Here is a 15,182-nt window from a genome sequence, read left to right on the forward strand (position 1 = left end):
GCCAAACCGTTTGTTGGCGGTTCGTTTTTGTTCTACTTGTCTATGTCAAATTTTAATAACAATGGTTTTGTTTAAATTCCAGGCATTGGATATTTCTGTTAAAGGAAAAATTTCTGTGTCTATGAAAAGTTTGCCCGAAGCTGCGTATTGAAAAATTTCGGGAAGTATGTTTTGCATATAGTCCGTTATTACCTGCTGCTTAAAACTTCCGATTCCTGAACCTAAAAGAACAATATCTCTACTTCGCAATGTGTCTGATGTCAATGAAGAAATTGTGTGCCCTGCCATTTCGCCAACCGTAACAATTTTGGTTGTTGTTTGTGAGGTCTGTGTCAGCAAGGATTGCAAAAGCAATTCCATTGGTTTTCCCCACAAATAATCAATAACAATATCAAAAGGATAGGTAGCGTATGCTTTTTTAAAATCGTTGACAATATCATTTTCGGGTTGGTCTAATGAAATGGTTATGTCTGCACCAAGTTCTTTTAATTTTTCAAGAACTTTTGTATTGCGACCTGTTGCAATAATAGTTGCAGCGTTATGGTATTTTGCCATTTGAACCGCTATTGTTCCCGTTGAACCTGTTGCTCCGTTTATTAAAACTATATCGCCTTTTTTTATTTGTGCTTTGGTTCGCAAAGCAATGTCAGAGCCAACCAAAAAATTAGGTAATGCTGCTGCTGTATTGTCATCAAGTCCTTCGGGAAGAATTATCCATCTGTTTTTTTGCACAATAGCCTTTTCTGCCATCATTCCCGTTACACCCATTGCGTAAATTCTTTGTCCGTTTTCTAACATTGCAACACCGTCCATTCCCACAATAATGGGCAATGATGAATACTTTGTGTAGTGTTTTCCCGCTGCTTTCAGTAAATCTAATTGTTTAATAGATGATGCTTTTACACTCACTAAAACTTGTTGTTCATTTTCAACAACAGGTTCGGGAAAATCAACACAAACAGGTGTCGTCCCAATTTCTTTTAAGATTGCTGCTTTCATTGCTATTGAAATTTATGCAGCAAAATTATTTGGGGTCAAGCACTGAAAATTGTATAAATCGCTCGTTTTGATTTTGTTTAAGTTCCTTTGGTAAAGCACTTGAAAGTTTTTTCACTTCTTTGATGAAATGTGATTGGTCGGTAAAGTTTTGTTGTGGAAATAATTTACCTTCTTTGATATGCTGAAATGAAGCACGGAAGCGGATTATATTGCAATATGCTTTTAATGAAAGCCCGAATTGTTGATTGAAATAACGATTGATTTGTTGCCTGCTCCAAAACACTTTTTCAGAAAGTTCTTTTACGGAAATTGCTCCGTTTGTAGCATAAATCAACTCAAACAATTTTTGTTTTCGGTTGTCAATATCTTTCGGTAAAAGCGACTGAATTTTTTGTGAAGCCTTTTCGCAAAACGCTTCAAAGTCATTCAAATCATCTGCGTAGAAATTCCAAAAATCATTTGGCAAAATTTTCTTGCTGTCCAATATATCGGCAATGGAATAGCGCAAAATATACTCTGTTGCAAGTGGTTTAAAACTAATTGCACACGATATAGAATTTGGATAAGAAGGATTTAGTTTTGGCTTTGTTTCCAAACCAATTAATGTGATATGGAATGGCTTTGTTTCAGGCTTAGACAAGACCAAATCAATTTTACCGTCAGGAACAACAACTTTTTCTGCGTTGTCGTCCGATTGATGTTTCAGAAACCAAAAACTTTCTACGAAATCGGCAAGTGATTTGTCGGGTTCAATGATTTTGTATGTAAAGTCATTTTGCATTGTCGTCTGTCCATTTGCACGGTGTCGCTTAAAATGACCGCCAACGTTAAAGCATTGGCGATGTGGCGGTATTCTGTGTTCCGTCTGCCGGAGCCGCTGCTGAATAAAGATACAAAGGCTCATTGTTTATTCCGTTGCTCGGTGTTATTCGTCGGCTGAAACCGAGTTTGATTAGCGAACAAAAAGCTGAGAATATGTTCATCTCCCCGCCATATTGCCAATGCACTGTTAGCAGGCGTTGTTTTGTTTGAAGAAATCTGCTCTTTCTGTCAAACGCTCAACATAAAGTTCGTTGTCCAATTTTAAATGATCAAACACAAGTATTTCAAGTACCTCATTAAGATACAATAATAAAAAAGGCAATCTTCTATACAAGTAATTCCATTGCGTTAAAATGCTGTCTTTTGTGCTGAATACAAAATTGATGTTTTGTATTTCTGTCTTATTGTTTTTGTTTCTTGTCGTCGATGGATGAAGAGCTTTGTTTGACATATTTACTAAACTGTCTGACAAAGCTGGATTAAATATGAAATCATATACATCTGAAGCTTTTATTGATTTGCTTAAAAGAAGGTTTTCTGTAGCATTTAATAGCTCAATAATATCCTCTTGAGAAATTCCCGTTGTGTCAAAGCTGTCTTCTTTATTAAACTTTTCCAAAAAGTCGCTTGTAAGATACAACCTTAAAATAACTAGGAGATTGTAAACGAAAGGCTTTCTAATAAGAGAAAATGTCACCGTCAGTCGCTGTTGTAAAGAAGCAAAAAGTGCAATCTGTAAAAACTGGCAAGAGTCAGCGATAACTGCATTTAGAATATGACTTGTAAGTATTTCATCATGTTTGTCAGATTTATCAGCTCTGAGTAAGTAGTCCAATATATGTTCGCCGTTGTTTAAATCTATTTCTTTGTCGAACTGAACTGTCTGGACTCTTAACCCTTTAAATGTTTCTGAAGTAACAAAATCTTCAATTTGATAAAGCAAAAACTCGCAACTTTTATGTTGTCGATGGAACTCCTTAGGGAGATGAAGAAAGTCATATCGTTCATTTCTCATAATGTTGGAAGGGTCGCACTTACAATGCCTGCTAACTCTCAAATATACGCCACTTTTTAATATTGATAAAAATATTTATCCGTAACATCTTTTTTCGAAAGGGACTGATACTGTTAGCTTTGGGGGAAGATTAATTTGTCGAATTCTGTATAAAAATTATTCAAAATAATTTAGTTTATTTGCGTGTTAATATACAAAATACGACATTTATATATGGCAACGGTTCGGGGCTTTGCGTTCGGGCGGGATTAAATGCACGAATGTTCAACCTTGCACCAAAGTTACAAAAAAGTACGAATGTTTAATTTAGCACGTCTGGCCGCCTGACGCCAAACCCTTGTTACCTGCTGTTTTTTTCTCGGTCAGTCGTTCGATTTCTTTTGTCAGCGTCTGTTTTTCTGTCTTGGATTTTGTCAGCCCGATTGCTTGTTTGTAATGGTAAATTGCTTTGTCAAGGTCTGTGTCAGCATACAAGTAACCTAACAATTCGTGATAATAATTGCTGTCTGTCAATTTTAGTTTTTCGGCTTCGGAAATTGCTTTGTCGTGTCCGTAAACTTTGGCAAACGCAAAAGTCCTGTTCAACGCTGTTATGGGCGAATATTCAATAAGAATAAGTTGGTTGTAAAGTTGTAAAATGTGTTGCCATTTGTTTTGGTCTGTCGGTGTGGTATGCCAATAAGCAATACCTGCTTCTAAATGATATTTTGAAACTTCGTTTCCATTACAAGCATTTACCAAATAGTAATTCCCTTTTTCAATCAGTGTTTTGTCCCACAAACTTTTGTCTTGTTCGTCAAACAAAACGGCTTCGCCTTTGTCGTTTGTTCTCGCTTCAAGTCGTGAACTTTGAAAGCACATTAAAGCAAGTAATGCGTTTGTCTGCGGTGTGTTTGTATAGTCGTTGTCTGTTAAGATTAGCGTTAATCTTACGGCTTCCGAACAAAAGTCTTTTCGGATTTGCTGATTGTTTGTTTTGGAAAAATAACCTTCGTTAAACAGCAAATACAATGTTTTCAAAACGGTGTCTAACCGTGATTTAATTTCCGTTTCGCTTAATGTTTTGATTTGAAAATTGTCGTTGCGAAGATTTGTTCTGGCTCGTAACAACCGCTTTTTTATCGTTTCTGTTTTTGTCAAAAAAGCATTGGCGATTTCTTCCACGCTGAAACCGCAGAGGATTTGAAGTGCCAAACAAATTTGACTTTCGGTCGAATTTGTCGGGTTACAAACCGCAAAAATCATTGCTAACTGACTGTCCGAAATGGTTTGATTACTAAACTCAAAATTTTGCTCTGTTTCAAGTTCGGTTGGTTTTATCGCTTCTTTGATTTGCGTTTCAAAAACGGCAATGTGTTTAAAATAATCTTTTGTTTTGTTTTTGGCAACTGCATAAAGCCAAGCTGTCGGGTTTTCGGGTATTCCGTTAATTGCCCAATGTTCCGATGCTTTTAGAAATGTGTCGCTGGCAATGTCTTCGGCAATTTCAATATGCTTCAAGCCAAAATGACGGCATAAAACAGCCGTCATTTTCGCATATTCCTGTCGGAATAGGTGAGGTAAAAGTTCTTTATGTGATTTTTTGCTAATCACGTTTTAGAACTTCTCTCACTTCAATGTTTCCACCAACTTGGTCAAATATCGGATTGCCTTTTGCCATTTCTACGGCTTCATCAATGGTGTCAGCTTGTACAACAATGTAACCGCTAATAAATTCTTTGATTTCGGTGTAAGGTCCGTCCGTTACTACATTGTTAGGCTTTACTGTTTTCGCACTTCCCGGAATTGGTAAAAGTGTGTTTCCTTTGTCCACCAACTTGTTTTGTGAAGCAATACCTGCTAACCAATTCATACGTTCCTGCATTTGTTCAGGCGATGGTTTGAAGTCAGCAATGTCTTTCAGTCTGAAAATTAACGCAAATTCTTTCATTTTTTTAAAATTTTAATTGTTCGACTTAATGACGATTGACTTTTCAAGTCGGGGACAAATTTCGTGATTTTTTTTGTCGGACGGTGTCGGTTTAAAATAGCAGGTAACTCATTTATATGCCTAATTTTATCAGACATATCCACCATATTTGGTTGGCTTTGTCTGATAGAGCTGCCTTTTTAGTTGCCTAAATATAGGCAAAATACAAAGCTTAGAAAGCGTGTTTGGATTTGCGTCATTGCAGGTGTACTGCCCGAACCGAATTAAACCCGATTGAAATGGATACCGGCCTGTGTGTAAGGCTTGCAGGCGTATGAATGCAAAGCGGGGCTACCGGTACCGAAGCAATACCGGCACTGCTTTGCAAAAAATATATTATCCGGTTAAGAACTCGTACTGTGAGTAAACCCGGGTCGGCATTTTGACACCGAACCCCCGATTACTCGGGAGAATTTCGCTGTGCTCAACTTTATACTTTATACTTTTGACTTTTAACTTGATAAAGTGGTATTTAGATTTTTTCCAAACAAGAAATTGACTTGTTATTAACGTGCAGCATCTTTATTTTTTTGTAAATTCGCCGCAAAATATTCACGTAACCAACATTTAAATAATAGTATCATGGCGTTTGATATAGATATGATAAAAAAGGTTTACAGCAACCTTGAAAGTCGTGTTGAAGCTGCTCGTAAAGTTGTAAATAAGCCGCTAACCTTAACGGAGAAGATTTTATACAGTCATCTATGGCATGGTGAGGCACATGAAGCTTACGGGCGTGGCGTATCTTATGTTGATTTTGCCCCCGACCGTGTGGCGATGCAGGACGCGACAGCGCAAATGGCCCTGTTACAGTTTATGCAGGCCGGTCGCCCGAAAGTGGCCGTTCCGTCTACCGTGCATTGCGACCACCTGATTCAGGCTAAGGTAGGCGCTGCCGAGGATCTGGCGACAGCCAACTCGACCAACAAGGAGGTTTATGATTTCCTTTCGTCTGTATCAAATAAATATGGTATCGGTTTCTGGAAGCCCGGGGCGGGTATTATTCACCAGGTGGTATTGGAAAATTATGCTTTCCCTGGTGGAATGATGATTGGAACCGACTCGCACACGCCTAATGCCGGTGGTTTAGGTATGATTGCTATTGGGGTGGGCGGTGCTGATGCCTGCGACGTGATGGCCGGTTTTGCCTGGGAGCTTAAATTCCCGAAACTGATTGGTATTAAGCTTACCGGTAAATTATCCGGATGGACTTCGGCCAAGGACGTTATACTGAAAGTTGCCGGTATCCTTACCGTAAAAGGTGGTACCGGATGTATTGTGGAATATTTTGGCGATGGCGCCCGCTCGTTATCGGCTACCGGAAAAGGTACTATCTGTAATATGGGCGCTGAGATTGGTGCAACCACCTCTATTTTTGGTTACGACGAAAAATCTGAAGAATATTTACGCGGAACCGAACGCGGCGAAATTGCCGACCTGGCCAACGCCATCAAACAGCATTTAACCGGCGATGATGAGGTGTATGCTAATCCTGAGGCTTATTTTGACCAGGTGATAGAAATTAACCTTTCTGAGCTTGAACCGCACATTAACGGTCCGTTTACGCCAGACCTGGCATGGCCGATTTCTAAATTTGCCGATGCTGTTAAAGAGCATAACTGGCCTGCAAAACTGGAAGTTGGTTTGATTGGCTCGTGTACTAATTCATCTTACGAAGATATTACCCGTGCTGCATCGCTGGCACAACAAGCTGTAGATAAGCACTTAGTAGCAAAATCAGAATACACTGTTACTCCCGGTTCTGAGCTGGTACGCTACACCGTTGAGCGGGATGGTTATTTAGATACGTTTGAAAAAATTGGCGGAACAGTGTTGGCTAACGCCTGTGGCCCTTGTATTGGTCAATGGGCACGTCATGGCGCTGACATGCAGGAGAAAAATTCCATCATTACTTCGTTTAACCGGAACTTCGCTAAACGTAATGATGGTAACCCCAATACACATGCTTTTGTAGCGTCGCCGGAGATTGTTACAGCACTGGCTATTGCCGGAAGCTTAACATTCAACCCTCTTACTGATACCCTGGTAAATGAAGATGGTCAGGAGGTGAAGCTGGATGAGCCGCAAGGCTTGCAAATGCCGCTTAAAGGGTATGCGGTTGAAGATGCCGGATACCAGGCTCCTGCAGCAGACGGTAGCCAGGTGCAGGTAATTGTAAGTCCGACTTCAAGCCGTTTACAACTGCTTGAGCCATTCCCTGCATGGGAAGGAGCCGACCTTACCGGCTTAAAACTGTTAATTAAAGCTAAAGGTAAATGTACCACCGACCATATTTCTATGGCCGGTCCGTGGTTGAAATTCCGCGGACATCTGGACAACATTTCCAATAACATGCTGATTGGCGCTATTAACTATTTCAACGATACTGCCGACCATGTTAAAAACCAGCTAACCGGCGAATATGGCCCTGTACCGGCTACGCAGCGTGCTTATAAGGCTGCCGGTATCGGAACCGTTGTTGTGGGCGATGAAAACTATGGCGAAGGTTCATCTCGTGAACATGCGGCCATGGAGCCTCGGCATCTGGGAGTACGTGTAATATTAGTTAAATCATTTGCCCGTATTCACGAAACCAACCTGAAAAAACAAGGTATGCTGGCAATAACATTTTCTGATTCTAACGATTACAATAAGGTTCAGGAAGATGATACTATTGACATTGTTGGATTAACTGATTTTGCCCCGGGCAAACAGCTAAAAGTGGTATTGCATCATGCCGATGGTTCGGAAGAATCATTCCTGGTAAACCATACCTATAATGAGCAGCAAATAGAGTGGTTTAAAGCTGGTGCGGCGCTTAATATTATCCGTATGAAGCAACAGCAAGCTTAATTTAGTTCTCCTTTTAAATAAAAGAACCCTGCTTTATCAAACAAAGGCGGGGTTCTTTGTATTTTATTATACGCTGGATGGCTGATGGTTCAAGCTAATGGACAGTGGACAATGGACAAGTGAGAGTTGATAATGGGCAGTTGACAATGGACAATATCTGTATGGTTCATGAGTTGAAAGAGAGCCAAAAGCAAAAGGCTAAAAGCCAAAAACTATAACAGAAGAAACAAAACAAGAAGCACTGCCAAACTCCCTCCCTTAGGGAGGGTCGGGGTGGGCCTTAATACTCAATACCAATGAAAATAAGCCTGCTTGTTATCGGTAAGACAGAAGAACAATATTTACAAGACGGGATTGCAAAATATCAGAAACGTCTTAAACATTATATTAACTTTAAGCTGGTTGAAATAACGGAGTTAAAAAATACCAAAAGCCTGACCGAGGAGCAGCAGAAGGCAAAAGAGGCTGAACTTATTTTTAAACATATCAGCACAACCGACCAGTTGGTTTTGTTAGATGAAAAAGGTGCGGAATATTCGTCGATGCAGTTTTCAGGTTACCTGAACAAAAAAATGCTGGCCAGTGTACAGCACCTGGTGTTTGTAGTTGGCGGGCCGTATGGTTTTAGCCAGGAAGTGTATAACCGTGCTGCGGATAAGCTGTCGCTTTCTAAAATGACATTTTCGCACCAGATGGTACGGTTGTTTTTTATGGAGCAGGTGTACCGGGCATTTACCATACTCAAAGGAGAGCCTTATCATCATGAGTAAAAAGGTTCTCGGCTTTTAAAGTAGTATGAGTGGGTATCTTATAAAGAAGTGTTACGATGGATTTGAAACGCAATTATCGCTATAAAGGAATTAATCCGGATAAAGAACAGCGTAATTTCTGGATTTGGATCATTATTGGAATAGCTATTGGCGCTATTTTATTGTATTTGTTATAACGTTTGTCAACTTTCAAAAAGTTGACAAACGTTCAATTACGTGAACTGCTTATTTTGATTTTTGCGACAATCGGGTAGCGCTTTTACCCGCTTTTGGTGTCGGTTTAGCTTTGGGTTCCGTTTGCTCCGGTTTCTTTTCGGCCGGTTGTTTGCTTTCTGTAACGGCTGCTGTTTGTACCGGTTCCGGAGCCTCTTCGGTAAACAGAGGTAAATCCTTTATGATTGAGAACCAGTTGATCACTTTTTTAATATCCGAAGCATATACCCGTTCTTCATCATGATTGGGGGCAACTTCTCTGAAAAAGTTCCGTAGTGTAGCTCCGTCGGCTTTTTTGCTGTCGGGAATAGACGATGCATCTTTCATCCTGGCAAAAATATCCGATAGCTTCAGGTCTTCGTCCTCGCCGAATATCGTGATGTCTTCAAGCGATGCCAGCTTAGCGGTAGACATGTTAACCACCAGCTTCAATTTTTGCGCATCAAGGCTTTCCAGGATAAAACCCGATTTGTTCTGTCCAAGTAATTTAAATAAGCCGGGTTTGCCCGATACGGCTACAAGTCCTCTTAAATTCATAGTATGTTATTAATTCCGGGTCTGGTGAACGTTATTCTTCAATAATATCGATGCCTAAAATTTTGTCGCCAACACGAATGTCATCTACCACATCCACGTTTTCAATCACCTTACCGAAGCAGGTATGATGCCTGTCCAGGTGGGCTGTATTCGTGCGGTTATGGCAAATAAAAAACTGAGAGCTTCCGGTATCCCGGCCGGCATGAGCCATAGATAACACGCCGCGGTCATGATATTGGTTGTCGCCGTCAAGCTCGCATTTAATGCGTGTACCCGAGCCTCCGGCACCCGTACCGGTAGGGTCGCCACCCTGGATAACAAAATTAGGAATTACCCGGTGAAATGCCACACCATCGTAAAAGCCCTCTTTTGCCAGCTTTAAGAAATTAGCTACAGTGTTAGGTGCGTCTTTGTCGTAAAATTCTACGGTCATGTCACCTTTCTCGGTTTTTATAATTGCCTTACTCATAGTTTTTTTAACAGGCAGCAAAGGTAATTATTTTTAGTATACCCGGAGTTAAGTGTGTAAAAATAGAAGCCTGCGAATTATTCCCTGATAGGACGGTTTATCCAATGCCTATACCGTATATTTAATGGTTATTTTATATACCTTTAGCTGGTTTTTACGTTTTAACCTGCATGAGCATACGTTTTTTTATAACCATTATCTGCCTTTGCTTTACCGTAGCGGTTCGGGCTGCATCTATACTCATCCCAATGGACGAAGACCAGAAGAATCATCTTAAAGCCTACGGTATTACATATTGGGTGCTGAAAAACGGACAGGAGGCCGACTGGCTGCTGAATTATCGCGGAGGTAGCTTTTTGACCGCATACTCGCAGGCTGTAGAAAATGAATGTAAAATACGCGGTGTATCTTTCGAGGTAATTACCGATGCCCAGGTCAATACCATTCTTACACAAATATCCGACCCGCAGGTGAACATGGAAATGGTAAAATTAGAGAAGGCTCCTAAAATTGCCGTGTATACACCCAAAAGCAAATTACCCTGGGATGATGCTGTTACGCTGGTATTAACGTATGCGGAAATCCCCTACGATAAAATTTACGATGAAGAGGTTTTAAAAGGCGATTTGCCGAAATATGACTGGCTGCACCTGCATCACGAAGACTTTACCGGTCAGTACGGCAGATTCTGGGCCGCTTTCAGGAATGCCCCCTGGTATATTGAAGACGTAAAATCACAGGAAGCGATGGCAAAAAAGTTAGGCTTTACCAAGGTTTCGCAAATGAAGCTGGCTGTGGCTAAACGCATACGCGATTTCTGCGCCGGAGGCGGTTTCCTGTTTGCCATGTGCTCCGGAACGGACAGCTTTGATATTGCCCTGGCGGCCGATGGCGTGGATATTTGTGCAAGTGTATTTGACGGGGATGCCGCCGACCCCAACGCCCAGTCTAAGCTTGATTTTAGCAAGACGTTTGCCTTTAAGGATTTCAAGCTGGATATGAATCCCGGTGATTATGAGTTTGCTGATATCGATGTAACACAAACCCGCCATGTTGACCGCACCGAGGATTTTTTTACCTTATTTGATTTTTCGGCGAAATGGGATATCGTACCCACTATGCTAACCCAAAACCACGATAAGGTAATTAAAGGATTTATGGGACAAACTACCGCTTTCAGGAAAGACCTGATCAAGCCGGACGTATTGATCATGGGTGAAACCAAGACAGCCAACGAAGCCCGTTATATTCACGGTGATTTCGGTAAAGGTCAGTGGACGTTTTATGGCGGTCATGACCCTGAGGATTACCAGCATGTGGTTGGAGACCCGCCAACTGACCTGAACCTGCATCCCAACTCACCGGGATACCGGCTTATCTTGAATAATGTGTTATTCCCGGCGGCTAAAAAGAAGAAATTGAAAACGTGAGGTAGCTGATGGCGGATGGTTCATAGCTCATAGTCCGGAAGTCGGGAAGTCAGAAAAGTCCGGAAGCGGGAAAAGGTAGAAGGCAGAGGGTTTAAGGCGTAAGGCAAACAACGAATAACGAACAACAATATAACAATTTAGCAATTACATCATCTCAATACGCAATGCTCATTACGCAATACTAGCCGGAGGCTTAATCATAAAAATTCCACTGTACGCCAAAAGTCAGTAAGGCGTCCTGCATAGGATAACGGTTTACGGTATAATAGCCTTTGGCCGGGAATCCCTGATTGACATAATTGTATTTCAGGAATAAATTAGCCCGGCGGAGATTGGCCTTTAACCACACATCCACTAACGGATAGGTCTCATATTTAACCGGCGTTCCGTTATAAAACTGCATGATATCCAACGCGTACGATGATACCGGATAGGCGGTGTTGTAGCGGACATCAAAACCGATACTGGTATACAATACCTTAAAAAAGCGGTTAGAGAAATACAGGCTATTATAAGAATATAACTCCGGAACCCGTAGAACATCATTATTGTCAGTTTTTTGATACACAATGTAATTGTCCAGGTTGAACTTGCCAAATGTGAATTTTTTACCAACGGAAACTTTAAGCAGGTTGATATCAGTGCCTGACTGTACCGGAATAACCTGCTTCGGCAAAGCTCCGGATGCATAGTACAGGTATTTGCTTAGCAGGAAGTATTCGGCTTTGGCTGAAAACCTGAATTTAGGGTTTTCGTAAAAGAAAGAGAAGTTGGTTGTCTTAGGCCGGTCGAAATTGTTGAGCCAGGAATAATATTGGTAGTTAACCCGCTCAAACATCAGCTCCGGCGAACGGTTAAGCAGGTAAGCGCCCAGTACAATTCGCCCAACCGAGTTGCTGAGCAGGAAATTGGTATTAGCTTCATATAAAAAATCGCCCGCGTTACGTCCCTGTGCAACCTGCTGCAGGTTGGCCTGGATATTTACACGGTCGCTGAAACGGTATCCGGCGTTAGCCTTTAGCGTAATGTTCTGGAACGATAGCTTTGTGCCCATCTGCTCGTACCGGTATAAATCGTGCTGAAAGCCTAAATCCAGCTTCATCTCGTTCTTGATAAATTTTACCGATTTACCACGCAGGTAGAAACTGTAGAAGAACTCATTCCGCAAATCGGTAACCAGGGTAGAGTCGTTGGTTAGCGGGTCTGAAACGGCGGGTATCAGTTGGGGGAGAGCCCCGTATGTATCAGCCTCGTTTTTATAAAACTGGTATTTATTGGATGAATAAGAAATGCTGTGCGATATGCGCTGTGTAGGTAAAATGCTGGAATTACTGTCGGATGTAAGGCTGTCTATCCGGCCGATATAATAAAACTGCTTCAGGTAGAACGTTTTGCTTTTCCAGATTTGCCGGGGTGTGTTGCCCTGGCTTCCGCTAAGGCTCACGGTTTGCGCATCATGACCGAGGGTTTGGCTGGTTGTAAATAAGCTGTCATTCACTACCGAACCGTTTTCGGCTGCCTTTAACGTGTTAAACAGCACATTGGCCAGTGCATTATAGCGTTTTCCCGGCGATTGATACCAGGTAAAAACCGCGATATTGGTATGGTCGGGATTTTGATTTTTATAAAAGCCATTGCCGCCTATACGGTTATAATTAGCTCCGAAATTCCAGTTAGGCTTGATGTTTTGTGTATGAATAACCTTAAATAGTTGCTGTGCTTGTCCGCCGTTAACGTAGTAAAGTTGGGTAAAGGGTGTTCGTGCCCGGTAGTATTTAATGGAATCTTCGGTTAATAAATAAGCATCTAAGGCATGAAAGCCGGCATCGAAGCCAATGTTTTTACGGGGTGTAAACAATAAATCGCGATACGGCAGGCCCATATTGCCCAGGTTTGCCGTTGGCGATTGAGGCTGAAACAGCGGATTGTAGTTTTCGTAATTATTGAGCGTGGTATCTAATGGCAATGTACGGGTACTGTCCTTTAATAAGCCGATAGTGGTGTACCGTATGTATTTAGCTGTAAAAATAACCGTATCCTGCTGCTGTTCTTCACGCTTACGTAACGAGTCAATTTCCGAGCCGCTATCCTTTGGCTGCTGTTGTGTATTGGGCGGCTCGGCAGGGCGTATTTGTGCTAAGGCTGCGCTGCAACTGCAACACCATAATATGAAAATTAAAATCCGGGTTAACGTGTTCCGCATCTTATAACGTGGCAATAAGCTCTTTAAGAATCAGTGTCATTTTGGGTTCGGCTTTCATGGCCACTTCTATAATTTCCTCTACAGATACAGGCTTTAACGTTTCCGGGAATCCTTCATCTGTTAAAACGGATATGGCGAAGACTGGCAAACTCATGTGGTTCGCTACGATAACTTCGGGTACCGTGCTCATGCCCACCGCATCGCCGCCAATAATCCGTAAAAAACGGTATTCTGCACGTGTTTCCAGATTCGGGCCTAAAACTGATACATAAACTCCTTTATGACAGGTAATATTATGCCGGCTTGCGATTTCCAATCCTTTTGAAAGTAGTACCGGGTCATACGGCTGGCTCATATCCGGGAAACGGGGGCCTAACTCGTCGTAATTTCTTCCCCGTAAGGGATTGTTACCCTGAAGGTTAATGTGGTCGTCAATGATCATTAAATCGCCCTTGCGATAGCCGGGATTAAGTGCGCCGCTGGCATTGGATACAAACAGTTGCCTGATGCCCAGCATTTTCATTACCCTGACGGGGAACGTGATCTGCTGCATGTTGTAGCCCTCATACAGGTGAAGGCGGCCCTGCATGGCGACAACGCGTTTACCGCTAAGCGTGCCGAAGATTAATTTCCCGGAATGGAATTCGAGCGTTGACACCGGGAAATCCGGGATATGGGCGTAGAGCAACTGGTGCTGTATCTCGATATCGTTGACCAACGCCCCCAGCCCTGTGCCTAAAATAATGCCTATTTCGGGATTAAAATCGCCTATACGTCGTTTTATATATTCAGTAGTTGTTTCTATACTTTCTAACATATAGTTCTATGAGCTGATTAAACCTGTGTTCGTCGGGCTGGTGAATGCGTGCTTCAACAGGCAGATAGTAAACAGGCAAAGTATCTAAAAGTTGTTTAAACTCCGGCATGCGCAACCGCTGACTGTCCTTCTCGGTGGTAATAATCAGCTTTTCGGTATACGGCCATGCGTTAAATATTTCTGCAAGTTTACTAATATTTTTTGTGGTGTAGGTATGATGGTCGGGGTAGCGGATGTGCCGGATATGACTGGTATAGCGTTGCAGTTCCTTAAGTAACGGCTCGGCATAGGCTATCCCGGTAAGCACAACAATTCCTGTTTGCGGAGCGATGCTTCCCAAGGCTTTATTATGTCCATCATGAAGCGACAATAGGTTACCGTATTGCAGGTATGAAAAAAATAATTGTTGTTTGGGTAACGGCCGGATTTTTTTGCCAATCTCTTGCCGTTCATTATTATCCAGATTAGCTGGTGTTTTGGTCACGATAATAACATCCGCCCGGCTCTTACTGCTTCGCGGTTCGCGTAGATTTCCTGCCGGAAGCAGAAGCTGAGGTTCATGTAAGCGGTTATAATCAAATAACAGGATGGACAGGCCGGGCTTAACGGCCCGGTGCTGGTATGCATCGTCCAGCAGGATAACATCGTGATTCTGCTGAAGCTGCTGAATACCTTTTACCCGGTCTTCGCATACCGCTACGGTAATTGCCGGAAACTTTTGCTTGAACTGTACCGGCTCATCGCCGCCTTCGGTAGCGGGTGTTGTAGTGGTTACTTCCAAAAAACCTTTTGTCTGTCGTCCGTAGCCACGGCTTAAGGTGGCTATACGATACCGGCTGTTCAGCAAGCGGATAAGATATTCTGTTGCCGGGCTTTTACCTGAACCACCTACTGTGATATTACCTACCGATATAACCGGCAGGTCAAAGGTGTAACTTTTGAATATGCCGTGATTGTAAAAAAAATTACGCAGATACACTACCAGCCCATAGAGCAGTGAGAACGGAAGTAACAACCATCTGAGCATTTGCATAACCGGTGTAAAAATATAAAAGGCCGGGCAATTACCCGGCCTTTTATCGAGG

At 42.1% G+C, this 15,182-nt stretch carries 13 protein-coding genes; 3 read left to right on the forward strand and 10 right to left on the reverse strand.

Translation table 11 applies throughout. The annotated features are described in order from the left end of the window. Positions 1-45 precede the first annotated feature (45 nt). The 5 genes from FW774_RS19230 to FW774_RS19250 form a co-directional block, all read right to left on the reverse strand. Entirely contained in the window at positions 46-999 is a 954-nt protein-coding gene (locus FW774_RS19230) for a zinc-binding alcohol dehydrogenase family protein (RefSeq protein WP_149349987.1), read from the reverse strand. Positions 1,000-1,024: 25 nt separating this feature from the next. Further along, complete coding sequence (locus FW774_RS19235) at positions 1,025-1,903, reverse strand: helix-turn-helix domain-containing protein (protein WP_242457886.1); 879 nt, start codon at positions 1,901-1,903, stop codon at positions 1,025-1,027. Between the two features lie 105 nt (positions 1,904-2,008). Next, entirely contained in the window at positions 2,009-2,836 is an 828-nt protein-coding gene (locus FW774_RS19240; protein WP_149349989.1) for a hypothetical protein, read from the reverse strand. Positions 2,837-3,142: 306 nt separating this feature from the next. Then, positions 3,143-4,429 carry an RNA polymerase sigma factor gene (locus tag FW774_RS19245; protein ID WP_197739896.1) on the reverse strand — a complete coding sequence of 429 codons (1,287 nt, stop codon included), beginning with the start codon at positions 4,427-4,429 and terminating at the stop codon, positions 3,143-3,145. Next, positions 4,422-4,766, reverse strand: a complete 345-nt coding sequence (locus tag FW774_RS19250; RefSeq protein WP_149349991.1) for a YciI family protein — start codon at positions 4,764-4,766, stop codon at positions 4,422-4,424. Before FW774_RS19250 ends, FW774_RS19245 begins: the two co-directional genes overlap by 8 nt. Positions 4,767-5,387: 621 nt before the next feature. On the opposite strand from FW774_RS19250, the gene FW774_RS19255 reads away from it, so the two are divergent. Both FW774_RS19255 and rlmH read left to right on the forward strand, forming a co-directional pair. Next, the gene (locus tag FW774_RS19255) at positions 5,388-7,658 is read left to right on the forward strand and encodes an aconitate hydratase (protein WP_149349992.1); all 2,271 of its coding nucleotides are present in this window, start codon (positions 5,388-5,390) and stop codon (positions 7,656-7,658) included. 296 nt (positions 7,659-7,954) lie between these two features. Then, the gene (rlmH, locus tag FW774_RS19260; protein ID WP_149349994.1) at positions 7,955-8,428 is read left to right on the forward strand and encodes a 23S rRNA (pseudouridine(1915)-N(3))-methyltransferase RlmH; all 474 of its coding nucleotides are present in this window, start codon (positions 7,955-7,957) and stop codon (positions 8,426-8,428) included. A 225-nt stretch (positions 8,429-8,653) separates the two neighbouring features. Here rlmH and FW774_RS19265 read toward each other — a convergent pair whose 3' ends face one another. Then, positions 8,654-9,178, reverse strand: coding sequence for a DUF5606 domain-containing protein (locus FW774_RS19265; RefSeq protein ID WP_149349996.1), 525 nt, complete (start codon positions 9,176-9,178; stop codon positions 8,654-8,656). Between the two features lie 31 nt (positions 9,179-9,209). Further along, on the reverse strand, positions 9,210-9,647 hold the full coding sequence (locus FW774_RS19270; RefSeq protein WP_149349998.1) for a peptidylprolyl isomerase: 438 nt from the start codon (positions 9,645-9,647) through the stop codon (positions 9,210-9,212). A 248-nt stretch (positions 9,648-9,895) separates the two neighbouring features. Here FW774_RS19270 and FW774_RS19275 point away from each other — a divergent pair, with 248 nt between their 5' ends. Next, complete coding sequence (locus FW774_RS19275; RefSeq protein WP_149350052.1) at positions 9,896-11,077, forward strand: asparagine synthetase B; 1,182 nt, start codon at positions 9,896-9,898, stop codon at positions 11,075-11,077. A 193-nt stretch (positions 11,078-11,270) separates the two neighbouring features. On the opposite strand, the gene FW774_RS19280 is transcribed toward FW774_RS19275, so the two are convergent. Genes FW774_RS19280 through lpxK form a run of 3 tightly spaced genes read right to left on the reverse strand, consistent with a single transcriptional unit; the run spans position 11,271 to position 15,130 of the window. Then, positions 11,271-13,280, reverse strand: coding sequence for a putative porin (locus FW774_RS19280; RefSeq protein WP_149350000.1), 2,010 nt, complete (start codon positions 13,278-13,280; stop codon positions 11,271-11,273). 1 nt (position 13,281) lies between these two features. Next, positions 13,282-14,097 (reverse strand): purine-nucleoside phosphorylase, encoded by an 816-nt coding sequence (locus FW774_RS19285; RefSeq protein ID WP_149350002.1) that lies wholly within the window; start codon positions 14,095-14,097, stop codon positions 13,282-13,284. After that, complete coding sequence (gene lpxK / locus FW774_RS19290; protein WP_149350004.1) at positions 14,069-15,130, reverse strand: tetraacyldisaccharide 4'-kinase; 1,062 nt, start codon at positions 15,128-15,130, stop codon at positions 14,069-14,071. Before lpxK ends, FW774_RS19285 begins: the two co-directional genes overlap by 29 nt. Positions 15,131-15,182 lie beyond the last annotated feature (52 nt).

Source organism: Pedobacter sp. BS3 (genome assembly GCF_008274585.1).
Taxonomy (GTDB): domain Bacteria; phylum Bacteroidota; class Bacteroidia; order Sphingobacteriales; family Sphingobacteriaceae; genus Hufsiella_A.